General features: G+C 61.4%; 24 protein-coding genes. 3 read left to right on the top strand and 21 right to left on the bottom strand.

What is annotated here, in order from left to right; genetic code table 11:
* The 6 genes from FIV39_RS03020 to ppc all read right to left on the bottom strand — a co-directional run bounded on the left by FIV39_RS03020 (position 1) and on the right by ppc (position 6,534).
* Positions 1-828: an isocitrate lyase/PEP mutase family protein gene (locus FIV39_RS03020; RefSeq protein ID WP_090408587.1), complete on the bottom strand. Its 828-nt coding sequence runs from the start codon at positions 826-828 to the stop codon at positions 1-3.
* A gap of 27 nt (positions 829-855) precedes the next feature.
* Positions 856-1,716: a DUF72 domain-containing protein gene (locus FIV39_RS03015; protein ID WP_090408589.1), complete on the bottom strand. Its 861-nt coding sequence runs from the start codon at positions 1,714-1,716 to the stop codon at positions 856-858.
* Positions 1,716-2,006 (bottom strand): hypothetical protein, encoded by a 291-nt coding sequence (locus tag FIV39_RS03010; RefSeq protein ID WP_090408592.1) that lies wholly within the window; start codon positions 2,004-2,006, stop codon positions 1,716-1,718. Before FIV39_RS03010 ends, FIV39_RS03015 begins: the two co-directional genes overlap by 1 nt.
* Positions 2,007-2,166: 160 nt before the next feature.
* Entirely contained in the window at positions 2,167-2,853 is a 687-nt protein-coding gene (gene tsaB, locus FIV39_RS03005) for a tRNA (adenosine(37)-N6)-threonylcarbamoyltransferase complex dimerization subunit type 1 TsaB (RefSeq protein ID WP_090408595.1), read from the bottom strand.
* A gap of 89 nt (positions 2,854-2,942) precedes the next feature.
* A complete protein-coding gene (adk, locus tag FIV39_RS03000; RefSeq protein WP_010212617.1) occupies positions 2,943-3,590 on the bottom strand; it encodes an adenylate kinase in 648 nt (215 codons plus the stop codon).
* Between the two features lie 298 nt (positions 3,591-3,888).
* Positions 3,889-6,534 (bottom strand): phosphoenolpyruvate carboxylase, encoded by a 2,646-nt coding sequence (gene ppc / locus FIV39_RS02995; protein WP_090408599.1) that lies wholly within the window; start codon positions 6,532-6,534, stop codon positions 3,889-3,891.
* Between the two features lie 184 nt (positions 6,535-6,718).
* Here ppc and FIV39_RS02990 point away from each other — a divergent pair, with 184 nt between their 5' ends.
* From FIV39_RS02990 to FIV39_RS02980, 3 genes are all read left to right on the top strand, one after another.
* Positions 6,719-7,063, top strand: coding sequence for a pilin assembly protein (locus tag FIV39_RS02990; protein ID WP_090408602.1), 345 nt, complete (start codon positions 6,719-6,721; stop codon positions 7,061-7,063).
* A 285-nt stretch (positions 7,064-7,348) separates the two neighbouring features.
* On the top strand, positions 7,349-7,759 hold the full coding sequence (locus tag FIV39_RS02985; RefSeq protein WP_172832141.1) for a DUF4398 domain-containing protein: 411 nt from the start codon (positions 7,349-7,351) through the stop codon (positions 7,757-7,759).
* Between the two features lie 55 nt (positions 7,760-7,814).
* On the top strand, positions 7,815-8,600 hold the full coding sequence (locus FIV39_RS02980) for an OmpA family protein (protein ID WP_090408605.1): 786 nt from the start codon (positions 7,815-7,817) through the stop codon (positions 8,598-8,600).
* Positions 8,601-8,917: 317 nt separating this feature from the next.
* Here FIV39_RS02980 and FIV39_RS02970 read toward each other — a convergent pair whose 3' ends face one another.
* The 15 genes from FIV39_RS02970 to FIV39_RS02900 form a co-directional block, all read right to left on the bottom strand.
* Positions 8,918-9,244: a hypothetical protein gene (locus FIV39_RS02970; RefSeq protein ID WP_090408608.1), complete on the bottom strand. Its 327-nt coding sequence runs from the start codon at positions 9,242-9,244 to the stop codon at positions 8,918-8,920.
* Entirely contained in the window at positions 9,241-10,146 is a 906-nt protein-coding gene (locus FIV39_RS02965; RefSeq protein WP_090408611.1) for an alpha/beta hydrolase, read from the bottom strand. Before FIV39_RS02965 ends, FIV39_RS02970 begins: the two co-directional genes overlap by 4 nt.
* 27 nt (positions 10,147-10,173) lie before the next feature.
* Positions 10,174-11,451, bottom strand: coding sequence for a flavohemoglobin expression-modulating QEGLA motif protein (locus FIV39_RS02960; RefSeq protein ID WP_090408614.1), 1,278 nt, complete (start codon positions 11,449-11,451; stop codon positions 10,174-10,176).
* A gap of 21 nt (positions 11,452-11,472) precedes the next feature.
* Positions 11,473-12,033 carry a hypothetical protein gene (locus FIV39_RS02955; RefSeq protein ID WP_146371469.1) on the bottom strand — a complete coding sequence of 187 codons (561 nt, stop codon included), beginning with the start codon at positions 12,031-12,033 and terminating at the stop codon, positions 11,473-11,475.
* Between the two features lie 15 nt (positions 12,034-12,048).
* Positions 12,049-12,765: a TetR/AcrR family transcriptional regulator gene (locus tag FIV39_RS02950; protein WP_025855094.1), complete on the bottom strand. Its 717-nt coding sequence runs from the start codon at positions 12,763-12,765 to the stop codon at positions 12,049-12,051.
* 106 nt (positions 12,766-12,871) lie between these two features.
* On the bottom strand, positions 12,872-14,374 hold the full coding sequence (lysS, locus tag FIV39_RS02945) for a lysine--tRNA ligase (RefSeq protein ID WP_090408616.1): 1,503 nt from the start codon (positions 14,372-14,374) through the stop codon (positions 12,872-12,874).
* Between the two features lie 78 nt (positions 14,375-14,452).
* Positions 14,453-15,548, bottom strand: a protein-coding gene (prfB, locus tag FIV39_RS02940; protein WP_108240705.1) for a peptide chain release factor 2 whose coding sequence is annotated in 2 segments (ribosomal slippage) — positions 14,453-15,475 and positions 15,477-15,548 — 1,095 coding nt in all. Because the reading frame shifts where the segments join, the coding sequence is not laid out codon by codon here.
* A 216-nt stretch (positions 15,549-15,764) separates the two neighbouring features.
* Positions 15,765-16,766 carry a response regulator gene (locus FIV39_RS02935; protein WP_090408618.1) on the bottom strand — a complete coding sequence of 334 codons (1,002 nt, stop codon included), beginning with the start codon at positions 16,764-16,766 and terminating at the stop codon, positions 15,765-15,767.
* Positions 16,767-16,817: 51 nt separating this feature from the next.
* Positions 16,818-17,828, bottom strand: a complete 1,011-nt coding sequence (gene cheB, locus FIV39_RS02930) for a chemotaxis response regulator protein-glutamate methylesterase (RefSeq protein ID WP_090408622.1) — start codon at positions 17,826-17,828, stop codon at positions 16,818-16,820.
* Positions 17,825-20,107 carry a hybrid sensor histidine kinase/response regulator gene (locus FIV39_RS02925; protein WP_090408625.1) on the bottom strand — a complete coding sequence of 761 codons (2,283 nt, stop codon included), beginning with the start codon at positions 20,105-20,107 and terminating at the stop codon, positions 17,825-17,827. Before FIV39_RS02925 ends, cheB begins: the two co-directional genes overlap by 4 nt.
* On the bottom strand, positions 20,104-20,805 hold the full coding sequence (locus tag FIV39_RS02920) for a chemotaxis protein CheW (protein WP_090408628.1): 702 nt from the start codon (positions 20,803-20,805) through the stop codon (positions 20,104-20,106). Before FIV39_RS02920 ends, FIV39_RS02925 begins: the two co-directional genes overlap by 4 nt.
* The gene (locus tag FIV39_RS02915; protein WP_090408632.1) at positions 20,802-22,055 is read right to left on the bottom strand and encodes a CheR family methyltransferase; all 1,254 of its coding nucleotides are present in this window, start codon (positions 22,053-22,055) and stop codon (positions 20,802-20,804) included. Before FIV39_RS02915 ends, FIV39_RS02920 begins: the two co-directional genes overlap by 4 nt.
* Entirely contained in the window at positions 22,052-22,564 is a 513-nt protein-coding gene (locus tag FIV39_RS02910) for a chemotaxis protein CheW (protein WP_090408635.1), read from the bottom strand. The genes FIV39_RS02915 and FIV39_RS02910 overlap by 4 nt, the downstream gene beginning before the upstream one ends.
* Complete coding sequence (locus FIV39_RS02905; RefSeq protein ID WP_390620684.1) at positions 22,564-24,126, bottom strand: methyl-accepting chemotaxis protein; 1,563 nt, start codon at positions 24,124-24,126, stop codon at positions 22,564-22,566. Before FIV39_RS02905 ends, FIV39_RS02910 begins: the two co-directional genes overlap by 1 nt.
* A gap of 277 nt (positions 24,127-24,403) precedes the next feature.
* Positions 24,404-25,111, bottom strand: a complete 708-nt coding sequence (locus FIV39_RS02900; RefSeq protein WP_090408641.1) for a tellurite resistance TerB family protein — start codon at positions 25,109-25,111, stop codon at positions 24,404-24,406.
* Positions 25,112-25,292: the final 181 nt, after the last annotated feature.

Raw genomic sequence — 25,292 nt, 5'->3', positions numbered from 1 at the left:
TTAGCCCTTGAAGAACTGATTGGCCTTGCTGAAGGGCATCGAGCGTTCGGTAAAGCTGAAGGTACCCAGTTCATACACTTCCTGGGCCGCTCGGTAGAATTCACCATAGGCCGCCAGTGCCATGGCCGAGCCTACGCTGATGCGCTTAACCCCCATCGCGCTCAATTGCGCCACGCTGAGTTTCAGGCCGCCGGACATCAACACGTTCACCGGCTTTGGCGCCACGGCCTTGACCACCGCCAGCACGTCCTCGGCACTGCGCAGGCCCGGCGCATAGAGCACGTCGGCGCCGGCTTCGGCGTAGGCCTGCAGGCGGCGAATGGTGTCGGGCAGATCCAGGCGACCATGCAGGAGGTTTTCCGCGCGGGCCGTCAGTGTGAAGGGGAACGGCAAGCTGCGGGCAGCGGCAACGGCGGCTTCCACACGCTCTACGGAGAGGTCGAAGGGATAGATGGGGTCGACGGCAATGCCCGTGGCATCTTCGATGGAGCCACCGACGATGCCGCTGCCGGCGGCACTCAGGATGGCCTGTGCACAGCCTTCTGGGGTGTCGCTGAATCCGTTTTCCAGGTCGGCCGCCACCGGCAGCGCGGTAGCCTTGGCGATCATGGCGGCATTGCGCAAGGTGTCTTCCAGGGACAATGCACCTTCCGCATCCGGGCGCCCCAGGCTGAACGCATAACCCGCACTGGTAGTGGCAAGGGCTTCAAAGCCAAGGCTGGCGAGCATCACCGCAGAGCCGGCATCCCATGGGTTGGGCATCACGAAGGCGCGGTCGCGCTCATGCAGGGCCTTGAAGGTTTCGGCGCGAAGGGTTTGGGCATCCATGACTGACTCCTGACGGGAAAAGGAGCCCTAGAGTAACCCCAGTTGCTCGGCTTCGGGCTCCCGATGCAAGGTCGGCAACGCCGGCAGGCCGGGCAGGCGTGCCATCAGTTGCGCATGAAAACGCAGGGCCAGTTGCGCGGCAAGGCGATTATCAGAGGTGTGCAGGAACACGTAGGGCGTGCGCCCCTCTTCGATCCAAGCGGCAACTTTTTCCACCCACGGGACCAGGAACGGGTCATTGGCCTCAAGCTCCGGATGACCGATAAAACGCACTTGGGGAAACTGGGTCAGCGCTGCCGGACGGGGTGGCACCTTGGGCTTTTTCGATTGTGCATGCAGTACCGCCGCCGACGTCGACGTGCAACTGAACAATGCGCGCGGGTCGAGGCAGATGCGCTCGACACCGCGATCACGCAACAAACGGTTGAGCGTACGCTCGGCATCGCCCTTGGCGAAGAACTCAGGGTGGCGTACTTCCACCGCAATCGGGCGCTCCAGGCCATCAATAAAGCCGACGAGTTCAGCCAGGCGTTGCGGTGAAAAACTCGCCGACAGCTGCAGCCACAGCGGCGAAACACGCTCACCGAGCGGGCTCATCAACCCGACAAAACTTTCCGCCGCCGGCAATTGCTCACGCAAGTCGCCACCGTGGCTGATGTCACCGGGGAACTTGGCAGTGAAGCGAAAATTTTCGGGCATGATGTCGGCCCAGCGCTGCACGGTGGCGGCCGAGGGTCGGGCGTAGAACGTGGTATTGCCTTCAACGGCGTTGAAGACCTGGGAATAAAGGGCAAGGTAATCGCTGGAGCGGGCATCGGCGGGGTACAGGTACTCGCGCCAGGCGTTTTCACTCCAGGACGGGCAGCCGAGGTAGTAAGGCAGGCGCATCAGATGTGGATGTCGAGACCCAGTACTTCCATATCCCATTCGACAAATCCGGCGGTGGTCAGGTAGCTGGCCAGGGCGGTGGCAACGCTTTTGCTCATGGAGCGCGGGAAGACCATGTCTTGCTGACGGGCCGGAACGCCACTGATGCGGGCTTGTGAACTGGCCTGCGCATCGGATTGGACGTCAATGAAGTCCGGCGAATCCTCGACGGAATCGTCCACCGTGGCGTTTGCCTTACGCGGCTTGCGCTTGATTGGGTACGACTGTGAGGAAAATCCATCAATACGCATAGGCGCGAACTCGCTATCAGTAATGGCATTTTGGCAGCACTGTCCGTCGCGCGCAAATGCTCTGGTGATAACTAGAACACATAATTTGAAAAAGGTTTAAAAACGGGGGCAAATTCTGACGATTGGCGACTTTTGCTTCAAATTGCCATCATTTTTGGCGTCAAATAACCCCTCTTTCCGCCTTGGTCTGCGCCACTTTATCGCGCAAGTAAACCGGTGCAGCCTGATCCGCAGGAATCGCCTCGCCACGCTCAAATGCGAAGCGCGCCAAGGTCAGCAAATCTTCGGCATGGGGCAACATGCTGGCGTCCTGGCCCACCAGCGACACACCGATGCGCTCGCCATAACCCCAACCCGTGCCAGCACCGAACCAGTCGCCGCTGGCATCGCCCGGCAATACCGAAGATTCCGGTGGCTGCACGGCTTCCACGCCGACAAGGCGCATTTCGCCAGCCGTTTCGCGGTAGCAGCCCCAATACACTTCGTCCATACGCGCATCGATAGCCGCCGCCACCTGCTGGGCGCCGTGTTCGCGCAAGGCACGCTGAGCCAGTACGGCAAGGTTGGAGACCGGCAGCACCGGGCGCTCCAACGCAAAGGCCAGGCCCTGGACCACACCAATGGCAATACGCACCCCGGTGAACGCCCCCGGGCCACGGCCGAAGGCGATGGCATCCACGGCCGACAGGGTGGTGCCCGCGTCTTCAAGCAGTTGCTTGATCATCGGCAACAGCTTCTGCGCATGCAGGCGTGGGATCACCTCGTAGTGGCTTGTTACTTTGCCATCGTGCAGCAAGGCAACGGAGCAAGCTTCAGTCGCGGTGTCCAGGGCCAGCAGGGTGCTCATTGGTGTGGGTGTCCAAGTCGAAAAAAAGTGCGCCAGTATAAACAACAACGGCCCGCAAGCGGGCCGTTGTGTATAAAGCCGCTAAAGGATCAGCTCAGTGCTTGCAGCACCTTGGCAGTGATCGCTTCCACGGAGCCGACGCCAGGGATATGGCTGTACTTCGGCTTGCCCTGGGCAGCGGACAGCTTCTGGTAGAAATCCACCAGCGGCTTGGTCTGGGAATGGTAGACCGACAGGCGATGACGCACGGTTTCTTCAGTGTCGTCCTTACGCTGCACCAGGTCTTCACCGGTGACATCGTCCTTGCCTTCAACTTTAGGCGGGTTGTAGACGGTGTGGTACACGCGGCCAGAGGCTTCGTGAACCCGGCGGCCAGCAATACGCTGGACGATTTCTTCGTCTTCAACCGCGATTTCAACCACGGCGTCCAGCTCGACGCCGGCTTTGACCAGGGCTTCAGCCTGGGGAATGGTGCGTGGGAAGCCGTCGAACAGGAAACCGTTCTTGCAGTCCTCCTGGCTGATGCGTTCCTTGACCAGGTTGATGATCAGGTCATCGGAGACCAGGCCACCGCTGTCCATCACGCTCTTGGCGATCAGGCCCAGCTCGGTGCCGGCCTTGACGGCTGCGCGCAGCATGTCACCGGTGGAGATTTGTGGAATGCCGAATTTTTCAGTGATGAACTTTGCCTGAGTACCTTTACCGGCCCCGGGAGCTCCCAGCAGAATGACGCGCATCGATGTGCTCCTCAATTTTTTATAGAGATGACGCTCGGATTCGCCGCGTGGGGCCAATCTCGTAAAAATATATAGGGCTCATGAAAATATGGGCCCAAGCCGCCCAAACGGCCAAAGGCTGATCAAGATACACAGCAGGCCCTAACCACACAAGCCGCCAAAAGTCGCAGGAACCCGCGCCACGCGTACGTCATAGGTAGGGTGTGCCTGAGTGCAACCGGCCCCATAAACGCCGACCACCCTTTTCAGGGCGGCCGTCGTGGTTTCTGCGCAAGCCGTTGAGAACACGCAAAAAACCTCAGCCGGTGTTGCGCAAGCCGGCGGCAATACCGGCCACGGACACCAGCAGCGCCTGTTCCAGAGGGCTGTCTTGCGCGGCTTCCTGGCGACGCGAGCGCGCCAGCAACTCGGCCTGCAACAGGTGCAAGGGGTCAAGGTAGGTGTTGCGCAGGCGGATAAACTCCAGGGTGTCCGGGCTATGGGCCAGCAGTTGCGACTGACCGGTCAGGCCAAGCACCACGTCGCACGCCTGCGACAATAGGTCGCGCAAGTGCGCCCCCAATGGCAACAGGTCCGGCTGCACCAGGCGCTCGTCATACAGGCGTGCAATATCGGCATCGGCCTTGGCCAGGACCATTTCCAGCATATCGATGCGGGTGCGGAAGAACGGCCACTGTTCGCGCATCTGCCCCAGCAGTTCGCCTTCGCCGCGTTCCAGGGCCTTGCTCAACGCAGCTTCCCAACCCAGCCAGGCCGGCAGCATCAGGCGAGTCTGGGTCCAACCGAAGATCCACGGAATGGCGCGCAGGCTTTCTATACCACCGGCACGACGCTTGGCCGGACGACTGCCCAAGGGGAGACGGCCCAGCTCCTGCTCGGGAGTGGACTGGCGAAAATACTCGACGAATTGCGGATTTTCCCGCACCACCGCGCGATAAGCGCTGACGCCGTCGGCCGCCAATTCATCCATCAAGTGGCGCCACGCCGGCTCCGGTGGCGGCGGTGGCAGCAACGTCGCTTCCAACACGGCGGCCAGATAGAGATTGAGGTTCTGTTCGGCAATGTCCGGCAAGCCGAATTTGAAGCGAATCATCTCGCCTTGTTCGGTGGTACGGAAACGTCCCGCCACCGAACCCGGCGGTTGCGACAGGATCGCCGCGTGGGCCGGGCCGCCGCCACGCCCGACGGTGCCGCCACGGCCATGGAACAGCAGCAATTCCACCTGTTGCTCACGGCAAATATCCACCAGCCGCTCCTGGGCCCGGTACTGCGCCCAGGCGGCGGCCGTGGTGCCGGCGTCCTTGGCCGAGTCGGAGTAGCCGATCATCACTTCCTGCGGGCCCTGCAAGCGCGCACGGTAGCCTGGCAGCAACAACAGTTGCTCGATCACGGGGCCGGCGTTATCCAGGTCGGCGAGGGTTTCGAACAGGGGCACCACGCGCATCGGCCGTTGGACGCCCGACTCTTTAAGCAGCAACTGCACCGCCAATACGTCCGACGCGGCGCCGGCCATGGAGATGACATACGAGCCTAACGATGCGGCAGGCGCGGCGGCCACTTCCTTACAGGTGTTGAGCACTTCGGCCGTATCGGCCGACGGCTTGAAATAACCCGGCAACAGCGGTCGACGGTTGGCCAGCTCCTTCATCAGGAAGCTGATGCGCATCTCTTCGTTCCAGTCCTCGTAACGGCCCAGGCCCAGGTAATCGGTGATTTCGGTCATGGCCGCCGAATGACGACTGGAATCCTGGCGTACATCCAGCCGCACCAGGAACAGGCCAAACGTTACGGCCCGGCGCAGGCAATCGAGCAGTGGGCCATCGGCGATCACGCCCATGCCGCACTCGTGCAGCGACTGATAGCACAACTCCAGTGGCTCGAGCAGGTCGCGGTTGTTCTGCAAGACCTCGGCAGGCGCCGGCGTGCTGCTGCTCAACGCGGTATGTGCCCATTGGCGCGTGGCGCGCAGGCGTTCGCGCAGTTGCTTGAGCAGCGCGCGATAGGGTTCGACGCTGTCGCCGACCTTAGCCTGCAACGCAGGGCTGGCCTTTTGCATCGACAGTTCGGAAGCCAGGTGGTCAATATCGCGCAGGTACAGGTCGGCAGCCATCCAGCGCGCCAGCAGCAACACCTCGCGGGTGACCGGCGCGGTGACATTCGGGTTGCCGTCACGGTCGCCGCCCATCCACGACGCAAAGCGGATCGGCGCGGCTTCCAGCGGCAAACGCAGGCCCGTCGCAGCATGTAACGCCTGGTCGGCCTTGCGCAGGTAATTGGGGATGGCGTGCCACAACGAATGCTCGATCACCGCGAAGCCCCACTTGGCTTCGTCCACCGGGGTAGGCCGGGTGCGGCGGATTTCTTCGGTGTGCCAGGCTTCGGCGATCAAGCGTTGCAGGCGCTGGCGGATCTGCTCGCGCTCAGCGGTGGTGAGGTCGCGGTGATCCTGCCGCGCCAGTTGCGCGGCGATGGCGTCGTACTTCTGGATCAGGGTGCGACGCGCCACTTCGGTGGGGTGGGCAGTGAGGACCAGTTCGATTTCCAGGCGTCCCAACTGGCGGGCCAGGGACTCGTTGCTATGGCCTTCGCCTTGCAGGCGGGCCAGCAACTCCGGCAAAACACGGGACTCGAACGGTGCCGGTTGCGACTCATCGCGCCGGTGAATCAACTGGTACTGCTCGGCGATATTGGCCAGGTTAAGGAATTGGTTGAAAGCCCGGGCCACGGGTAGCAGTTCGTCTTCCTGCAACTGATTGAGGCTGGCGCTCAGTTCATCACCAGCGGCTTTGTCCGGGGCGGCTCCGCGGCGGTCGGCCTTGGCGCCTTTGCGAATCTGCTCGATCTTAGCGAGAAAATCATCGCCGTACTGCTCTCGAATGGTATTGCCCAACAGCTCACCCAGCAGGTGAACATCCTCACGCAAGCGTGCATCGATATCACTCATCAGCCAATCTCCAGCCAGAAATCCGGGACGCGCAGGTGTGTCAGAGTGCCGCCAGCATCGTTTTATGACAAGACTTTAAACCTTGTGACTTACAGCTAGTCTCAACTGTGAGTCGCCGCGTTTATCCACGCGCACGACTGGTCACTCATCACCGCCCGCCACCGCTGGCTTTATTGAGGTTGCCATGAAAATTCGAGAACTGGCCCAGCATTGGGAAGAAAACGCCAAGGGTCGCCTGACCAAGACGGAGTACGCCATCCATCTGGATGTAGAGGCCGCCGCGCGGCTGGCGGCCATCGCCGAGATGTACCCCAAGCGCCACACCGAAGAACTGCTCGGCGAGCTGATCGGCGCCGCCCTTGAAGAGCTGGAAGCCAGCTTTCCCTACATCAAGGGACAACATGTGATCGCCACCGATGAAGAGGGCGATCCGCTCTATGAGGACGTCGGGCCAACGCCACGGTTCCTGACTTTGTCCCGTCGTTATCTACATGATTTGTCGGCCAGGGCTGACGACCAGAAGCACTGACAGACCTCGACTGCCCCCGTATTCCGGGCCTCTGCTGAGGCTCGGAGTACTCCTGCTCGCGGCAAAAGTTCCAATTTTTAACCCTGACCATTCAGTCAGATATTTTTTTAGGCAAATCGCCATCTTCTCTGAACTTTTGAAAAAAGCCTCCGGTCACAGCCAGTAAGCCATCACTTGGAACGGCCGTTTGAAAGGGCCCGTCGTGCTTTACCGGCGCGCCCCAGCCGCTCACCGACTGAGATGGATTTTGATGTTTTTAGGAGTTATCCAATGGAGTTGAAGACGATGAAGACCAGCACTGCCAAATCCTCGTTTAACCACCTGCGCGGGCTTAAATTGGCCGCGCTGGCAATCGGCACCAGCTTCGTTTTGGCTGGCTGCGCCGGCAACCCGCCAACCGAGCAATACGCGGTGACTCAGTCCGCAGTAAACAGCGCAGTGAGCGCCGGCGGCACCGAGTACGCAGCAGTTGAAATGAAATCGGCTCAGGACAAGCTCAAGCAAGCCGAAATCGCCATGCACGACAAGAATTATGACGAGGCGCGTCGCCTGGCCGAACAAGCCGAATGGGATGCTCGCGTTGCAGAGCGCAAGTCCCAGGCCGCCAAGGCCGAACAGGCTGTGAAGGACTCCCAGAAAGCTGTTCAGGAGCTGCGTCAGGAAGGTATGCGCCCGGCTGCTATCCAGCAGAAATAAACCGCCGCGCCTGATTGCATTGCACCCGATATCGAATTGAAAGGACGACACGACTATGCGTAAACAATTGATGATCCCTGCCCTGCTGGCGATGAGCGTTGCCCTGGCGGCCTGCTCCACCCCGCCAAACGCAAACCTGGAAAACGCACGGACCAACTTCTCTTCCCTGCAAACCAACCCGCAAGCCACCAAGCTTGCCGCGCTGGAGACCAAGGACGCCAGCGAATGGCTGGACAAGGCTGACAAGGCTTACCGCGACAAGGAAGACCAGAAGAAAGTCGACCAGTTGGCGTACCTGACCAATCAGCGCGTTGAAGTGGCCAAAGACACCATCGTGCTGCGCGAATCCGAAGCCAAGCTGAAAAACGCCGGCGACGAACGTGCCCGCGCGCTGCTCGAGGCCCGTGATGCACAGATCAAACAACTGCAAGACAGCTTGAATGCCAAGCAAACCGATCGCGGTACGCTGGTGACCTTTGGCGACGTGCTGTTTGCCACCAACAAGGCTGACCTGAAATCCAGCGGCCTGGTCAACATCAACAAACTGGCTCAGTTCCTTCAGGAAAACCCGGATCGCCAGGTGATCGTTGAAGGTTACACAGACAGCACAGGCAGCGATGCCTACAACCAAAGCCTGTCGGAGCGCCGCGCCGCTTCGGTGCAGGTAGCGCTGATCAAGATGGGCGTTGACCCACGCCGCATCGTGACCACCGGCTACGGCAAGGAATACCCGGTTGCCGATAACGGCAGCGTCTCGGGCCGTGCCATGAACCGCCGCGTTGAAGTGACCATCTCCAACGACAACCAGCCAGTCAAACCACGTTCGTCCATGACCAACTGATTGATTGACGCTGAATAAGAAAACCCACCTCACGGTGGGTTTTTTTTCGGCTCGTCGAAATGGACAGTCCGGTATGTGTCGTCAGCTGGCAGCTCCATCTTCGCGCTATAAGTATTTTGCGACAGCTTATCCATCATGTGCTGGAGCTCACTGCCCTCAGCGTCTAGCCGTTTCAGCGCCTCATGCCCCCTGGCCATGTCCAGCATGTTACGTATTGCAGCAATAATTATCGCCACGTTTTCGGCCCCGATCTGTGTTAGTCACACCGCTTTCTGTGGTTTCTTAAGCGATATGGTTCCAGATATGACCGCTGCGAACTACTGCTGCAATTGCGGGGTTTCCTGCCCCATGCAACGGACTGCCTGCTTCTTGTTGTTTACCAGCACACCGCTGAGGCCTTTCTGCTCGGTGTCGAACATCACTAATACGCCATCGACGCACTGTGCCACTTGGGCGGCTGGCGTCAGGGAGATTTTGTACTCCTCTCCAGGCACGGTCTTGAGCATGGTGAAGTCGCTGAGCAGCAGTGCATCTTCCGGCTTGGCGAAGTGCAAATAGCCGTAGTACCACAGGCAGCCGACGGTGCCGATGATGGTGCCAATGCCGGTGAGAATCAGCGGGATCATGTTGCGTTCTTCGCTCATTGCGGGCTCTCTGATGAATCAACTTTAGGAATGGGATAGTTCGGAATCTCGCCCAGGCGGCGCAGACCGTTGAAGTGCTGCGGGTCGTCCAGGTAGCGCAGCATCACGGTTTGCCAGGTCTTGTCGGCAAAGGTCTGCACGTGGCCGCCCCGGGTCAACTGCAACACCCGTGGCGGTGGCGCGGCCTGATACAGGCGGATACCGTTGGCCACGGGCACGATTGGGTCATCCAGGCTGTGGAACAGCAATTTCGGCACGCCGGTCAGTTGCGGCATGGCGTTGATCGCGCTGTCGGCGTCGGGCACCAACCAAGACAACGGCACCTGGAATGGCCATGTTAACCAGGAGGTGCTCAGGGCGAATTGTCCTACGTCACGATAACTGGCGGGCACACCATCGAGCACCAACGCCTTGAGTTGGGACTGACGCTGCGGGTGTTCCGCCAGGTAATGCACCGCCAGCGCACCGCCGAGGCTTTGACCAAGGACGATCAACGGTTGGCCCTGGGTTTGCGGGGCTTTGTCGAGCCAACTGAACGCCGCATCCACATCCTGATAAATCGCCGGCAACGAAGGCTTGCCTTCCGACAGTCCATATCCGCGATAGTCCAGCAGCAGTACCTGGTAGCCCTGCTCCGGCAACCACCAGCTGCCGCCCAGATGCCAGGCCAGGTTACCGCCGTTGCCGTGCAGGTGCAGTACCGTACCTTTGACGGGCACTCCGGCCTTGGCCGGCAGCCACCACGCGTGCAGCTTCACGCCGTCGGCGGTGGTGAGGGTGACATCGCGGTATTGCAGGTGCGCTTTTTCGGGCGTGAACGGCAGGCCGGGCTCGGGGTAGAACAGCAGGGAGCTGCAACCGTTCAATGTGAGTAGCAGGCAAAGAATGCCGAGGATTCTCATCCGTTGAAGCCTCGTGAATAACAGCGTTTAAAGGATATTCGAGTAATCCGCCTCGATCCGGTCCAGGCTCAAGTGGTTGAGGAAGTTGGAGAAGCACATCCACGCCGCCAGTGCGTTCATGTCGCGGAACTGTTCAGGCAGGTACTTGGGTGGCACCACTAGGCCTTCGTCCACCAGTTGGCGCAAGGTGCGCATGTCTTCCAGGGTGGTCTTGCCGCAGAACAGCAGCGGCACTTGCTCCAGCTTGCCTTTGCGCACGGCCAGCTGGATGTAGTTGTAAACCATGATAAAGCCCTTGAGGTAGGACAAATCCTTGGTAAACGGCAGACCGTTCGGCACCGAGCCACGGAATACCCGGCTGGCGTTGCCATAGCTTTCGGCCATTTCAAAGCCTTGCTCGCGGAAGAACTCGAACACCTGCAGGAAGTCGGCGCCCTCTTCCACCATGTGGATGGCACGGGTGCGGTTGGTCAGTTTGCGCAAGCGGCTCGGGTAGGAGGCGAACGTGATGATCTCCATCAGGATCGCCAGGCCTTCCTGGGTCACGGTGGACGACGGCGGCCCTTTGGACAGGAACGTGCAGATCGGCTGGTTCTGACCGTTGAGCGTGGTACCCACATGCACCAGGCCTTCGTGGACTTCCAGCGCACGCACGTCGCGGTCGTTGAACATCGCGTCGGCGCGGATCTTGATGTAGTCGGCGCCCGCCGCGGCATCTGCGACGATGCCGTCTGATTCGAACACGCGGATGGTTTCTTCGGCTTCGCCAAACACCTTGTTCAGGCGGGTTTGCAGCAGGGCCACGGCGTCCTTGGCGGTCAGGGTCTTGGCTTCGTCCTTGAGGTCGCCACGGCCGTCGATATTGTTCAGATAGTCGGAAAGCATCAGGCCCAGGTCAGCCAGGGTCGGGTCGCCGGCGTGGAAGGCATCGGAGGCGGCGCCGTACAGCTCCTGGGAAATCAGACCAAAGTCCTCGGTGCCGCGCGCTTCAAGCATGCGCACCACCATGCGGTATTCACGGCACATGCGACGCATGATCTGCCCCACCGGGCTGAACTGGCCGAGGCGGCGAGTGATGTCACGTTCGATGTTCTGGAATTCCAGCTTCACCGCACTGGAGTCGAACGACAGCGGCCGGTTCAGGTAATAGTCGCGGTCCACGGCGGGCATTGCCTTGCCCTTGGCCTTGAGGAATCCCTGGCGAATGTTGTCGTCCCACTTCACAGCGTCGAGGACGCGAATCGGTGTTTGCGCCAGCACAATGCGATCGGACAAGGTGCGTATCGTCTGCTGGTAATCGTCCACCCGGTGCTTCCTCTTTAAACGTTATTTGCCCGCACGCCGGTAGCGCACGGCTTCAACGAACACATCGGCATTGGCCGGGTCATCCAGGTAGGCAAACACCTGGCTCATGGCGCTGTCGACCAGTACGCCGGCGCCTTCGACGGTTTCCACGGTGCTGCCGTGCAGCACCTGTTGCCCGATGGCCTGGTGAATCTGGTCGAGGTCGAGGTTATAGACCACCAATTCGTGCTTATCGTCGCTCCCCCCCTCAAAGTCGAACCCTGCCAGGAAGTAATGCCCGCCGAACTTGGCCGGCAACGGTGCCGACAGGTACCAGCGGCTGCCATGACGCGAAACGGTAAACAGGTACTCATCGCGCTGGGCCGGCGTGGCTTTAGGGTAGCTCACCGCCTTATAGCGGTGCTCACCGGCACCGCTGATTTGCAGATCGAGCGGTTCGCCCCAGGCATTCTTGCTGGTCCAATGGCCCAGCAATTCATCCGGCGCCGCCTCATGGGCGGGCAACGGGTCCTTGAACGTTACCAGGCAACCGCTGAGCAACAGGAACGACAAGGCAATTACCGCCACACGCCAGGTTTTCATTGGACTCCCCCGGTGTCAGACCGAGGCCAACACCAAATGCATGTAACGCTTGAGGATCTCAAGCATCTCTTCACCGGTCAGAGGCTCTGCGCCGCCCAGCAGGCCCTGATATTCCATCCGACTGATAATCGCCGTCAACACCTTGGCGTCCTGTTGCGGCTCGCGGGAGCCCAATACCTGGAAAAACTGGCCCGTGCCCTGCAATAGAATCTGCTGGTGGGAGCGCACCAGCTCGGCCAGGCGCGGATTCAGCAGCGCTTCCTGGCGAAAGGCCTGTTCGGCCATCAGGTGCTCGCGACGGTTGGTCAGTTGGCGCAGCACATAGTCGGCGGTCAGCCGCGCGATGTCATCGGCCAGTTGCGAGCGCGATTCCGGGCTGCCATCGCCATAGGCGACCATCTCGCGCAGCAGCCCTTCGTTGCGCACCCACAGCTTGCCCATGAAGGCGGCGCTGCGTTCAACGTACTGGGCGAAGGTATCGGTGAGCAGGTCATCGATATCCTTGAAGTAATAGGTAGTGGCTGACAACGGCACCCCCGCCTCCGCCGCCACTGCGCGATGGCGCACGGCTCGCACACCCTCGCGCACCACGATGCGCATGGCCGCATCGAGAATGTCTTGCCTGCGTTGCTCGCTGCCCCGACGGCTGGCCTTACGGCCCTGGTACTGGACGCTTTCAGCCACGGCAGCGGCAATGCCGGCGGCGCCTTCTTGAGCGGTTACGCGGTTCACGACACACATCCTTGAATAGATCAAAACCTGGCGCTGTTTGCTTGACGCTTAAAAACGCCACATAAAAAAGCCGCCTTATAAAAGGCGGCTCTGGATTTCACTGAGGTTACGCTTGTGGCCGCATGTGCGGGAACAAGATCACGTCGCGGATCGACGGCGAGTTGGTCAACAACATCACCAGGCGGTCGATACCGATACCTTCACCGGCCGTTGGCGGCATGCCGTATTCCAGCGCGCGTACGAAGTCGGCGTCGTAGTGCATGGCTTCGTCGTCGCCGGCGTCCTTGTCGGCCACCTGGGCCATGAAGCGCTCGGCCTGGTCTTCGGCATCGTTAAGCTCGGAGTAGGCGTTGGCGATTTCGCGGCCACCGATGAACAGCTCGAAACGGTCGGTGACGTTCGGGTTGTCGTCGTTACGACGGGCCAGCGGCGACACTTCGAACGGGTACTGGGTAATGAAGTGCGGCTGCTCCAGCTTGTGCTCCACCAGCTCTTCGAAAATCATCACCTGCAGTTTGCCCAGGCCTTCAAAGCCCAGCACCTTGGCGCCGGCTTTCTTGGCGATGGCGCGGGCCTTGTCGATGTCGTTGAGGTCGTCGGCGGTCAGCTCAGGGTTGTACTTGAGGATCGAGTCGAATACCGACAGGCGCACGAACGGCTCGCCGAAGTGGAACACCTTGTCGCCGTACGGCACGTCGGTGCTGCCCAGGACCAGCTGCGCCAGCTCGCGGAACAGTTCTTCGGTGAGGTCCATGTTGTCTTCGTAGTCGGCGTAGGCCTGGTAGAACTCCAACATGGTGAATTCTGGGTTGTGACGGGTCGAGACGCCTTCGTTACGGAAGTTGCGGTTGATCTCGAACACCTTCTCGAAGCCGCCGACAACCAGACGCTTGAGGTACAGCTCCGGCGCGATACGCAGGAACATTTCCAGGTCCAGCGCGTTGTGGTGGGTTTCGAACGGCTTGGCTGCGGCACCACCCGGGATGGTTTGCAGCATCGGGGTTTCCACTTCCAGGAAGTCACGCTGCATCAGGAAGCTGCGGATGTGCGCGATGACTTGCGAACGCACGCGGAACGTCTGGCGCACGTCTTCGTTGACGATCAGGTCGACATAACGCTGGCGGTAGCGCTGCTCGGTGTCGGTCAGGCCGTGGTGCTTGTCCGGCAGCGGGCGCAGGGATTTGGTCAGCAGGCGCACGCTGGTCATTTCCACGTACAGGTCGCCCTTGCCGGAACGGGCCAGGGTGCCTTCGGCGGCGATGATGTCGCCCATGTCCCAGGTTTTCACCGAGGCCAGGGTTTCTTCAGGCAAGGTCTTGCGGTTGACGTAGACCTGGATACGCCCGGTCATGTCCTGGATGACCATGAACGAGCCACGGTTGAGCATGATGCGACCTGCCACCTTGACCGGGATCGCAGCCTCTGCCAGCTCTTCCTTGGTCTTGTCCACGTACTGCTTCTGCAAGGCATCGCAGTAGTTGTCGCGGCGGAAGTCGTTGGGGAAGGCATTGCCCTTGGCGCGCTCGGCAGCCAGCTTTTCCTTGCGCAGGGCGATCAGGGAGTTTTCTTCCTGTTGCAGGGCTTGCGGGTCGAGTTGTTGGTCGCTCATGTCTTTAAATTTTCCATCAGGTTCGTTGTCCCAGGCGTAGGCCGGGGATCGCCGGCATGCCGGCTCCTACAATCTTTATTACAAGCCGGACTTCAGGCTGGCTTCCAGGTATTCGTCGATGTCACCGTCGAGTACCTTGTCGCAGTCGCTGCGTTCGATGTTAGTGCGCAGATCCTTGATCCGCGACGCATCGAGCACATAAGAGCGGATCTGGTGACCCCAACCGATATCCGACTTGGTGTCTTCCAGCGCCTGGGAAGCGGCGTTGCGCTTCTGCATTTCCTGCTCGTACAACTTGGCCCGCAGCATTTTCATGGCGGTGTCCTTGTTCGCGTGCTGGGAACGTTCGTTCTGGCAGCTCACCACGGTGTTGGTCGGTACGTGGGTAATACGGACGGCCGAGTCGGTGGTGTTTACGTGCTGGCCACCGGCACCGGAGGAGCGGTAGGTGTCGATCCGCAGGTCGGCCGGGTTGATCTCGATTTCCACCTTGTCATCGATCTCCGGCGAGACGAACACCGCAGAGAACGAGGTGTGGCGACGGTTGCCGGAGTCGAACGGGCTCTTGCGCACCAGACGGTGCACGCCGATCTCGGTACGCAGCCAGCCAAAGGCGTATTCACCCTTGATGTGCACGGTCGCGCCCTTGATGCCGGCGACTTCACCGGCCGACAGTTCCATGATGGTGGCATCGAAACCGCGTTTGTCGGCCCAGCGCAGGTACATGCGCAACAGGATGTTGGCCCAGTCCTGGGCTTCGGTGCCGCCGGAACCGGCCTGGATGTCCAGGTAGGCGTTGTTCGGGTCCATTTCGTGGCTGAACATGCGACGGAATTCAAGCTTGGCGAGGTTTTCCTCGAGACGGGCCAGCTCGGCGACGACATCGCCCACTGCGCCTTCGTCATTTTCTTCGACGGCCATGTCCAGCAGGTCACGGCAATCGCCCAGGCCGGTGTTCAGTTCGTCGAGGGTGTCGACGATCTGCGCCAGCGCAGAGCGCTCGCGGCCCAGTTCCTGGGCGTATTCAGGTTTGTTCCAGACACTCGGATCTTCAAGCTCGCGATTGACTTCGGTCAGACGCTCATGCTTTTGATCGTAGTCAAAGATACCCCCGAATAGTTTCGGAGCGCTCGGACAGGTCCTTGATGGTGTTAAGGATCGGGTTGATTTCCATGGCGGGCAGCACTCGTTGGCGAACTTTTGAAAGCCGGCGAGTATAACGGCAAACGGGGGGGAGCGGCAGCCCGCCTGGCGAAAAGGCAGACTACGCAGTGTTAAATGTGGGAGGGGGCTTGCTCCCGATGGCAGCCTGTCAGCCAATGATGGTGTGACTGACCCACCGCTATCGGGGGCAAGCCCCCTCCCAGATTGAATTGGGTGCGGCCTCAGGTCACTCGATGCCGACCAGATTGCGGCCGTTGTGCTTGGCCGTATACAAACCCTTGTCCGCCGCCATGATCAACTGGCGGCAATCCGTACCCTGCACCGGCGTCATGGTCGACAGGCCGATGCTGATGGTCAGGCTGGAGCCTTCCGCCGGGGCAATATGCGGGATTTTCAGCGCGGCGACGGCCATGCGCAGCTTTTCCGCCACCAGCCGTGCGCCACCCGGCGAGGTGTTCGGCAGCACCAGGGCGAATTCTTCGCCGCCGTAGCGCGCCGGCAGGTCCGAGGGGCGGCTGCTGGCTTCGCGAATGCTGTTGGCAACTTTGCGCAAGGCTTCGTCGCCTTCGACATGGCCGAAGCTGTCGTTGTAGGTCTTGAAGAAGTCCACGTCGATCATCAGCAGCGACAGTTGGGTCTGGTCACGCATGGCGCGGCGCCATTCCAGCTCCAGGTATTCGTCGAAGTGGCGGCGGTTGGACAGCCCGGTCAGGCCATCGGAGTTCATCAGCCGTTGCAGCACCAGGTTGGTGTCCAGCAGTTGTTGCTGGCTGACCCGCAGCGCACGGTAGGCGGCATCGCGCTGCAACAGGGTCATGTAGGAGCGCGAGTGATAGCGGATGCGCGCGACCAGTTCGATGTTGTCCGGCAGCTTGACCAGGTAATCGTTGGCCCCCGCCGAGAACGCCGCGCTCTTGATCAGCGGGTCCTCCTTGGTGGAAAGCACAATGATCGGGATGTTCTGCGTGGCCGGGTGGTTGCGGTATTCGCGCACCAGGGTCAGGCCGTCGAGGCCGGGCATCACCAGATCCTGCAGGATCACCGTCGGTTTGATACGGATGGCCTGGGCAATCGCCTGGTGCGGGTCGGCGCAAAAGTGGAAGTCGATGTTTTCTTCATGAGCCAGGCCACGCCGTACGGCTTCGCCGATCATGGCCTGGTCGTCGACCAGCAACACCATGGCGGCGTTTTCGTCGGTCTTGAAGCCGTCGATCTGTAAATCATTCATGTGCAGTCACCTGAATTACTGCCTGCAAGCCAGCACTGCTGAAGGTCATGATCATTTTGCAAAGACCTCCAGCAATCGGGGCGCAATTCTGTCCAGTGGGCGAATTTCAACAGCAGCATCAATCGCCGCCGCCGCTTTGGGCATGCCATACACCGCCGAGCTCTGCTGATCCTGGGCGATGGTCAAATAACCTTGTTCACGCATTAACTTGAGCCCCTGGGCCCCATCACGGCCCATCCCGGTCAGCAGTACGCCGACGGCGTCGCCATTCCAGTGGCTGGCCACGCTTTCGAAGAACACGTCGATCGAAGGCCGGTAAATCTCGTTCACCGGCTCTGCGGTATAGGCTAGCGTGCCATTCTTCAATAAACGAATGTGGTGATTGGTGCCGGCCAGCAGGACCACCCCGCTTTGCGGCGGCTCGCCTTCGCGGGCCAGGCGCACCGGCAGGCCGGAGGCACTGCTCAGCCACTCGGCCATGCCGGCGGCGAATACCTGGTCCACATGCTGCACCAGCACAATGGCCGCGGCAAAGTCCCGGGGCAAACCCTTGAGCAGAATTTCCAGGGCAGCCGGGCCGCCCGCCGAAGAACCGATAGCCACCAGGCTCTGGCGTTTGCCGGTGCTGCGCTCAGGCGCGGTTTCGGCACGCACACGGCTGCCGCGCTGGCCGATCAGCCAGCCGATGTTGAGGATCTTGCGCAACAACGGCGCCGCCGCATCCTTGGGGTTGCCCACGCCGAGCGCCGGCGTGTCCACCACATCCAGGGCGCCGTGGCCCATGGCTTCGAACACCCGGCTCATATTGGCCTGGCGGTCGACGGTCACCAGCAGGATCGCGCACGGCGTCTCGGCCATGATCTGCCGCGTGGCCTCCACGCCGTCCATCACCGGCATGATCAAGTCCATCAGGATCAGGTCCGGGGTCAGTTCGGCGCAGTGCTGCACCGCGTCCAGACCATTACTGGCCACCCACACCACCTGGTGCGCGGGCTCGAAGCTCAACGCGCGGCGCAAGGCCTCCACGGCCAGGGGCATGTCATTGACGATCGCAATCCTCATGCCCGCGCGCCTCCAATCAGCTCCACCACGGCATCCAGCAGCGCGTCATCGTGGAAGCTGGCTTTGGCCAGATAATAATCGGCGCCAGCGTCCAGCCCGCGACGGCGGTCTTCTTCACGGTCTTTGTACGACACCACCATCACCGGCAACGATTGCAGGCGACTGTCACGGCGCAAGAGTGTGACCAATTCAATACCGTCCATACGAGGCATATCAATGTCAGTGATAAGCAGGTCGAAGTCTTCGGAGCGCAAGGCGTTCCAGCCGTCCATCCCGTCGACCGCGACGGCCACTTCGTACCCACGATTGAGCAGCAATTTGCGTTGCAACTCCCGCACGGTGAGCGAGTCGTCCACCACCAGTACGCGTTTGCGCGGTGCCTCGGTGGCCTGCTGGCTGCGCCGGGCGATGCGTTCCAGGCGCCCGGTGTTGAGCAGCTTGTCCACCGAGCGCAGCATATCTTCCACGTCGACGATCAATACCACCGAGCCGTCGTCCAGCAAGGCCCCGGCGGAAATATCCTGGACCTTGCCCAGGCGATCGTCCAACGGCAACACCACCAGGGTGCGCTCGCCGATAAAGCGTTCCACGGCGATACCGTAAACCGCATCGCGCTCGCGGATCACCACCACCTTCAAGGTTTCGTCATTGTTCTGCCCGGGCGGACGCTGCAACAACTGGCTGGCGGCGACCAGCCCGACATGCCGACCTTCGTGCCAGAAATGCTGGCGGCCTTCCAACTGCACAATGTCGTCGGGCGCCAGGTCGCACATGCGCTCGATATGCGCCAGCGGGAACGCATAGGCTTCTTCGCCGACTTCCACCACCAGGCTGCGCACCACCGACAGGGTCAGCGGCACTTCCAGATGGAAGCGACTGCCCTGCCCTGCCGTCTGCTCCAGCACCACCGCGCCGCGCAGTTGGCGGACCATATGCTGCACCGCATCCAGCCCGACACCGCGCCCGGACACCTCGGTGACCTTGTCGCGCAGGCTGAAACCCGGCAGGAACAGGAACGTCAGCAGTTCCTCTTCGCTCAGGTTCAGGGCCGTGTCCAGGGTCGAAAGATGCCGATCGACAATGGTGCCGCGCAGGCGCTCCAGGTCGACGCCATTGCCGTCGTCGCTCAGTTCCAGTACCAGCAAACCGGCCTGATGGGACGCGCGCAGGCGGATCAACCCTTCGGCAGGTTTGCCTGCCAGCAGGCGTTGGTCGGGCATTTCGATGCCGTGGTCGACGGCATTGCGCAATAAATGAGTGAGTGGCGCTTCAAGTTTTTCCAGCACGTCGCGATCGACCTGGGTCTTTTCGCCCTCGATCTCCAGGCGCACTTGCTTGCCCAGGCTGCGACCGAGGTCGCGCACCATGCGCACCTGCCCGGCCAGCACATCGGCAAACGGGCGCATGCGACAGGCCAGCGCGGTGTCGTAAAGCACCTGGGCACGCTGGCCGGCCTGCCAGCCAAACTCATCCAGCTCGGCAGTCTTTTCCGCCAGCAGCGCCTGGGCTTCGCTCAGCAGGCGCCGGGTATCGGCCAGGGCTTCCTCGGCTTCGAGGCTCAAACCCAGGGTCTTGAGCTGGCTATCGAGAGTATCCAGGGCGCGTACGCTCTGGCTTTGAATTCGTTTGAGACGCTGCATGCTGGCCAGGTATGGCTTGAGCCGCTGGGTTTCCACCAGGGACTTGCTCGACAGGTCCAGCAGGCTGTTCAAGCGCTCGGCGGTCACGCGCAATACGCGCTCGCCCCCTTCGGTCATGCGCTTGCCCTGACGCGGCGGATCGCTGGCGACGGGCGGTGCGGGCTCGGGTTCCGGTGGCAGTTCTTCGATGAGCGGTGCCGGGTCTGGCTCAGGTGCGGCAGGCAGTGGCGCGACGTTGGCGGTGGGCTGCGATGAGTCCAGCAGGCGCTCCATCAACGCCACATAGGCGTCGATGTCCGCCGGGCCAACGTCGTTGCCAGGGGTGGCGATACGCATCAGCAGGTCGGTGCCTTGCAACAAGGCGTCGATATGTTCGGGTTGCAGGTACAGGCGACCTTCCTGGGCGCTGACCAGGCAATCCTCCATGACATGCGCCACGCTGACCCCGGCGTCCACCCCGACGATTCGCGCCGCGCCCTTAAGCGAGTGCGCGGCACGCATGCAGGCTTCCAACTGGTCGGCCTGCGTAGGGTTGCGTTCCAGGGCCAGCAGGCCCGCGCTCAGCACCTGGGTCTGCGCATCGGCCTCCAGGCTGAACAGTTCCAGCAGCGAGGCGTCGCGCATCTGGTCGGGGGTCATGTGAGGCTCCGGGTCACGGCGGATAACAATTGCGCCTCGTCCAGCCAACGCAGGCTACGGCCTTTCCACTGCAACACACCTTGGGTGAAGCGCGCGCTGGCCTGGGTGCCCGAGGCCGACGCCGCCTTCAAGGCGCGCTCATCGATGGCATGGATGCCGTCCACTTCGTCCACCGGCACCACCACCGGGCCATCCTGCGCAGCGATGATCAACATGCGCGGCATGATCCGCCCACCGCTGGCGCCCTGATTGTTTGTTTCCAGGCCGAGCAACTCCACCAGCGACAGGCACGCCACCAGCGCGCCACGCACATTGGCCACGCCGAGCAAGGCACGGGAACGCTGGTGCGGCAGCGAGTGAATCGGTTGCAGCGGGGCCACCTCCACCAGGCAGCGGGTGGCGATGCCCAGCCACTCTTCGCCGAGGCGGAACATCAACAGCGAGCGGGTGACGATCTTTTCGTCAACCTCGGCGGCCGTCACCGCACGGCGGTCGTCCTGCTGCAAGGCATAGCGGTCCAGCAAACGCGTGGCGGCAGCCGAGTACACCGCACAGTTGCGGCAGTGAATATGCTCTAACAGCAACGGGCACGACTTGTCGCCGTGGATACCGATACGGTTCCAGCAGTCGTCGATGGCTTGGCTGTCGGCCAGGGTCAGGCCCATGCCTGCGGTGTTGAGCGCCTCGGTGTTACTCATCGTTTGGACTCACTGTCTGCGCGCTCGCTACGGGCGGCCCGCGCCTGCAAACGGCGCGCCCCCGCACTGTCGCCCTGGGACTCGAACAAGGCGGCCAGGTGCATCAAGGCCTGCGGATGCTGGGGTTCCAGGTACAAGGCTTTTCGATAAAACCCCTGGGCTTCCAGGGCGCTGCCGGCCACGTCGCTGAGCAGACCCAGCCAGTAGAACACCTGGGCGGCCGGCGGGTGATTGTTCAAATACTGCTCGCAAGCGGCACGGGCCTCGGCACTTTTGCCTTCGTTGGCCAGGGTGGCGATGCGGCTGAGCAAGGTGCCCGCATCGGAGGACGGCGCCTTGATCGGCACCACCTGGGTGCTAGCCGTGCTGAACGGTCGCGGCTTGACCGGAATCGGCGCCGCGCTGCGCGGTGGCGTCGGCATGGGCACGAATACCGGCTCAGGCTTCACCGGCTCGGCATGCCGGCTGAAGGCAAATGATTGCGGTACACCAATCGAGCGCATACCGTGGCGCCCCAGCAAGCTGCCCTCGGCGGGGCCGATAAACAGCACGCCGTCCACATGGGTCAGGCCCTTGAGTACATCAAAGACTTGCTTCTGGGTCGGCTGGTCAAAGTAGATCAGCAGGTTGCGGCAAAACACAAAATCGTAGCTCGCCTCGTTCGCCAGCAGCGCCGGGTCGAGCAGGTTGCCCACTTGCAGACGCACCTGTTCGCGCACGCGGTCGGCGATATGGAACCCGTCGCCATGTTCAGTGAAGTGGCGGTCGCGAAAGGCAATATCGCTGCTGCGAAAGGAGTTCTTGCCATACACCCCGCGCCGGGCGCGCTCCACCGACAGCGGGCTGACGTCCAGGCCCAACACCTTGAACTGGTGCGGCGCCAACCCGGCGTCAAGCAAGGCCATGGCAATGGAATAGGGTTCTTCGCCGGTGGAACACGGCAGGCTGAGGATGCGCAGCGCGCGCATCTGCTTGATCTCCGCCAGGCGTGCAAGCGCCAGTCGGGCCAGGGTCGCAAAGGATTCGGGGTAACGAAAAAACCAGGTCTCGGGGACGATCACCGCTTCGATCAGCGCTTGTTGCTCGTCCTCGGAGCTTTGCAGGTGCTGCCAGTATTCACACGGCGTTTGCGCCTGCACGGCCTGGCTGCGCTGGCGCACGGCGCGCTCGATGATGGCCTCGCCGACCGACGCGACGTCGAGGCCGATACGTTCTTTCAAGAAGGCAAAGAAACGCGAGTCGTTGCTCATAGGCTCAGCTCGGCAGAAAACAACAGGGCGCGCACGTCATCGGTGAGCACGTCATTCACGCCAATCCATTGCATCAGGCCCAGGGCATCCTCGCGCACCGGCCCCAGGTACGGCGCCTGGCGGTTATCCAGGCCGTAAGGCTGGAATTCGGCCGGGTCGCAACGCAGGGTGTCAGTGGCCTGCTCAAGGATCAGCCCGAGCCAGCGCGATTCGACCCAGGCATGCGGCTGGTAATTGACCAGCACCAGACGCGTACTGGTACGCGCCCGGGCGGCTGTACCGAAGGTCAACTCGCTCAGGTCGATGACCGGCACCAGCGCCCCGCGATGGGCAAAGATTCCCGCCACCCACACGGGCGCATGGGCAATGGGCTTGAGCGGCAGGCGTGGCAGCACCTCGGCCACCTCCGTGGCCTTGAGCGCAAAACGTTCGCTGCCGATGTGAAACACCAGGAACAACGCTTTTTTCGCTGCCGGAACGGCGCCGCGTTTAGCCGCAAGGTCGCTCATCAGACTTTGAAACGCGACACGCCGCTGCGCAGACCCACCGCAACCTGGCTCAGTTCATCGATGGCAAAGCTGGCCTGGCGCAGGGACTCCACCGTCTGACTGCTGGCATCGCCCAGTTGCACCAGGGCGTGATTGATCTGCTCGGCACCGGTGGCCTGGGCCTGCATGCCTTCGTTGACCATCAACACCCGCGGCGCCAGGGCCTGTACCTGATGGATGATCTGCGACAGCTGCTCGCCCACTTGCTGCACTTCGAACATGCCTCGGCGCACTTCCTCGGAGAACTTGTCCATGCCCATCACGCCTGCGGAAACCGCTGACTGGATCTCACGCACCATTTGCTCGATGTCGTAGGTGGCCACGGCGGTCTGGTCGGCCAGGCGGCGCACTTCGGTAGCCACCACCGCGAAACCGCGACCGTACTCACCGGCCTTTTCGGCTTCGATGGCGGCATTCAGGGACAGCAGGTTGGTCTGGTCGGCAACCTTGACGATGGTCACCACCACTTGGTTGATGTTGCCGGCCTTCTCATTGAGGATCGCCAATTTGGCGTTCACCAGGTCGGCGGCGCCCATCACCGAGTGCATGGTTTCTTCCATGCGCGCCAGGCCTTGCTGGCCGGAGCCGGCGGCCACCGAAGCCTGGTCGGCGGCGGTGGATACCTCGGTCATGGTGCGGACCAGGTCCTTGGAAGTGGCGGCGATCTCCCGCGAAGTGGCACCGATCTCGGTGGTAGTCGCGGCAGTTTCGGTGGCAGTGGCCTGTTGTTGCTTGGAAGTCGCGGCAATCTCGGTGAGCGAGGTGGTGACCTGTACCGAAGAGCGCTGGGCCTGGGAGACCAGGGCCGTGAGTTCGGTCATCATGTCGTTGAAGCCGGTTTCCACCGCGTTGAATTCGTCCTTGCGCTCCAGGTTCAGGCGCTTGCTCAGGTCACCGGCGCGCATGGTTTCGAGGATCTCGACGATACGTTGCATCGGCGCCATGATCGCGCGCATCAGCAGCAGGCCACACAGGCCGGCGGCAAGGATCGCCACGGCCAGCGACAGGAACATGCTGACCTTGGCCGAGGCAACGGCGTCGTCTATCGCGGCCGTTGCCCTGTCAGACACACCCTTGTTTTCAGTGATGATGTCATTGAGCTTCATGCGCCCTTCGATCCAGATCGGCGTCAACTGCTCATCCAGCAGTTCGTGCGCGGCCGGCAGGTCATTGGCTTCGATGCGGTCAATCACCTGGACCAGGACCTTGTTGTAATTGAGGTGAGCGGCCTTGAAGTTATCGAACTCCATGCGATCGGCCTGGCTAGTCACGGTTTTTTCGTAATTGGCCATCTGCTGTTCGATACGCGACTCGAAGGCCTTGTAGTCCGACTTATCGCCAGCGGTGAGGGTTTTATCCTCGCGCAGGCCAATGATATCGATGGTCTGCAAATAGCTGTCGACCCACGCGCTGCGAATCATCGAACTGAGGTAAACACCCGGCACCGCATCGTCACGGACCGCTTCCTGGCTGGTTTCGATTTTCAGCAACCGTGAATAGGAGACCACAACCATCAACAGCATGATCGCGATAATGACCGCAAAGCTCGCCAAAATTCGCTGGCGCAAGGTCCAATTCTTCACAGTACTTCCTCGAAGGGCCATTCAAATGGAGGGGAGTATAGCTGAGCAGAAGCCCTCATTTATCAATGGGTTTCGATGTAGCACAGACAGATTGCAAAAACATCCGTGGGAGGGGGCTTGCTCCCGATAGCGATGGGCCAGTTGCAGATATTTCAACTGGACTAACGCTATCGGGGCCGGCCCCCTCCCACATTTTGGTTTTGCGTCTCCTCGGTGGTTATTGGTTAAGCCGTACCTGCTTTTCCAGTTCCAGCTTCAAGCCGGGCTCGAGTTTCAGTTGGCGCGCCAATTCATCCAGATACGCCTTCTCCATAAAGTTCTCCTCATCCACCAGCATCACGCTGGCGATGTACATCTCGGCGGCCATTTCCGGGGTGCCGGCGGCGCGGGCGACGTCGGCCGGGTCCAGCGGTTTGTTGAGCTCGGCGTGCAGCCAGCTTTGCAGCTCGCGGTCGTTGTCCAGCTTGGTGAATTCACCTTCGATCAGTGCGCGCTCACGCTCGTCCACATGCCCGTCGGCCTTCGCAGCGGCTACCAGAGCCTTGAGAATCCCCTGGCTGTGCTGCTCGACCTGGGCCGGCGGCAGGCGGTCGATGGTTTGCGGCTCGCCCTGAGGTGAGTTGGCCTGGCTGGCCTGCCAATTGCCATAGGCTTTGTAGGCAATCACGCCCAACGCGGCCAGCCCGCCGTAGGTCAGGGCCTTGCCGCCAAAGTTGCGCGCCTTCTTGTTGCCCAGCAACAGGCCCATGGCACCCGCCGCCAGCGCTCCGCCGCCCGCGCCACCAAGCAGGCTGCCCAGCCCGCCACCGCCGAGCAGCCCACCGAGGGCGCCTTTATCATCCTGCTTGCGCTGGCCGCCGGTCTTGTTCTGCAACATGTCCTGGCCGGACTTGAGCAACTGATCGAGCAATCCACGGGTATTCATTCGTAGCCTCCAGACACTAGGGTTCATAGGACCAATAGGCCCTCAGCGTAAAACTAAGTGCCAAAAAGCCGCGATCTAGAGTGCTTCCAGATGTAACGCCGCGCTGGCCGCTTGTAGCTTGTCGCTGCCGTTCGCTAAAACCGATATACACTCGAACACATCTATAAAAGCACCCCACTGG

The sequence above is a fragment of the Pseudomonas grimontii genome, from assembly GCF_007858185.1.
GTDB lineage: Bacteria > Pseudomonadota > Gammaproteobacteria > Pseudomonadales > Pseudomonadaceae > Aquipseudomonas > Aquipseudomonas grimontii.
Note: the sequence above shows the minus strand (reverse complement) of the source record. Positions and strands in the feature narration are given on the sequence as shown.

What these genes read in the sequence shown, in the direction of transcription:
- tsaB (WP_090408595.1), bottom strand. Translation starts at nt 2,853, where the DNA reads ATGAGCACCCTGCTGGCCCTGGACACCGCGACTGAAGCTTGCTCCGTT.
- FIV39_RS02915 (WP_090408632.1), bottom strand. Translation starts at nt 22,055, where the DNA reads ATGAGCAACGACTCGCGTTTCTTTGCCTTCTTGAAAGAACGTATCGGC.
- FIV39_RS02925 (WP_090408625.1), bottom strand. Translation starts at nt 20,107, where the DNA reads ATGACCCCCGACCAGATGCGCGACGCCTCGCTGCTGGAACTGTTCAGC.
- FIV39_RS02910 (WP_090408635.1), bottom strand. Translation starts at nt 22,564, where the DNA reads ATGAGCGACCTTGCGGCTAAACGCGGCGCCGTTCCGGCAGCGAAAAAA.
- FIV39_RS02965 (WP_090408611.1), bottom strand. Translation starts at nt 10,146, where the DNA reads ATGAGAATCCTCGGCATTCTTTGCCTGCTACTCACATTGAACGGTTGC.
- FIV39_RS03020 (WP_090408587.1), bottom strand. Translation starts at nt 828, where the DNA reads ATGGATGCCCAAACCCTTCGCGCCGAAACCTTCAAGGCCCTGCATGAG.
- FIV39_RS02955 (WP_146371469.1), bottom strand. Translation starts at nt 12,033, where the DNA reads ATGAAAACCTGGCGTGTGGCGGTAATTGCCTTGTCGTTCCTGTTGCTC.
- FIV39_RS02990 (WP_090408602.1), top strand. Translation starts at nt 6,719, where the DNA reads ATGAAAATTCGAGAACTGGCCCAGCATTGGGAAGAAAACGCCAAGGGT.
- lysS (WP_090408616.1), bottom strand. Translation starts at nt 14,374, where the DNA reads ATGAGCGACCAACAACTCGACCCGCAAGCCCTGCAACAGGAAGAAAAC.
- FIV39_RS02905 (WP_390620684.1), bottom strand. Translation starts at nt 24,126, where the DNA reads ATGCTGTTGATGGTTGTGGTCTCCTATTCACGGTTGCTGAAAATCGAA.
- ppc (WP_090408599.1), bottom strand. Translation starts at nt 6,534, where the DNA reads ATGAGTGATATCGATGCACGCTTGCGTGAGGATGTTCACCTGCTGGGT.
- cheB (WP_090408622.1), bottom strand. Translation starts at nt 17,828, where the DNA reads ATGAGGATTGCGATCGTCAATGACATGCCCCTGGCCGTGGAGGCCTTG.
- FIV39_RS02935 (WP_090408618.1), bottom strand. Translation starts at nt 16,766, where the DNA reads ATGAATGATTTACAGATCGACGGCTTCAAGACCGACGAAAACGCCGCC.
- FIV39_RS03010 (WP_090408592.1), bottom strand. Translation starts at nt 2,006, where the DNA reads ATGCGTATTGATGGATTTTCCTCACAGTCGTACCCAATCAAGCGCAAG.
- adk (WP_010212617.1), bottom strand. Translation starts at nt 3,590, where the DNA reads ATGCGCGTCATTCTGCTGGGAGCTCCCGGGGCCGGTAAAGGTACTCAG.
- FIV39_RS02920 (WP_090408628.1), bottom strand. Translation starts at nt 20,805, where the DNA reads ATGAGTAACACCGAGGCGCTCAACACCGCAGGCATGGGCCTGACCCTG.
- FIV39_RS02985 (WP_172832141.1), top strand. Translation starts at nt 7,349, where the DNA reads ATGAAGACCAGCACTGCCAAATCCTCGTTTAACCACCTGCGCGGGCTT.
- FIV39_RS02980 (WP_090408605.1), top strand. Translation starts at nt 7,815, where the DNA reads ATGCGTAAACAATTGATGATCCCTGCCCTGCTGGCGATGAGCGTTGCC.
- FIV39_RS03015 (WP_090408589.1), bottom strand. Translation starts at nt 1,716, where the DNA reads ATGCGCCTGCCTTACTACCTCGGCTGCCCGTCCTGGAGTGAAAACGCC.
- FIV39_RS02900 (WP_090408641.1), bottom strand. Translation starts at nt 25,111, where the DNA reads ATGAATACCCGTGGATTGCTCGATCAGTTGCTCAAGTCCGGCCAGGAC.
- FIV39_RS02970 (WP_090408608.1), bottom strand. Translation starts at nt 9,244, where the DNA reads ATGAGCGAAGAACGCAACATGATCCCGCTGATTCTCACCGGCATTGGC.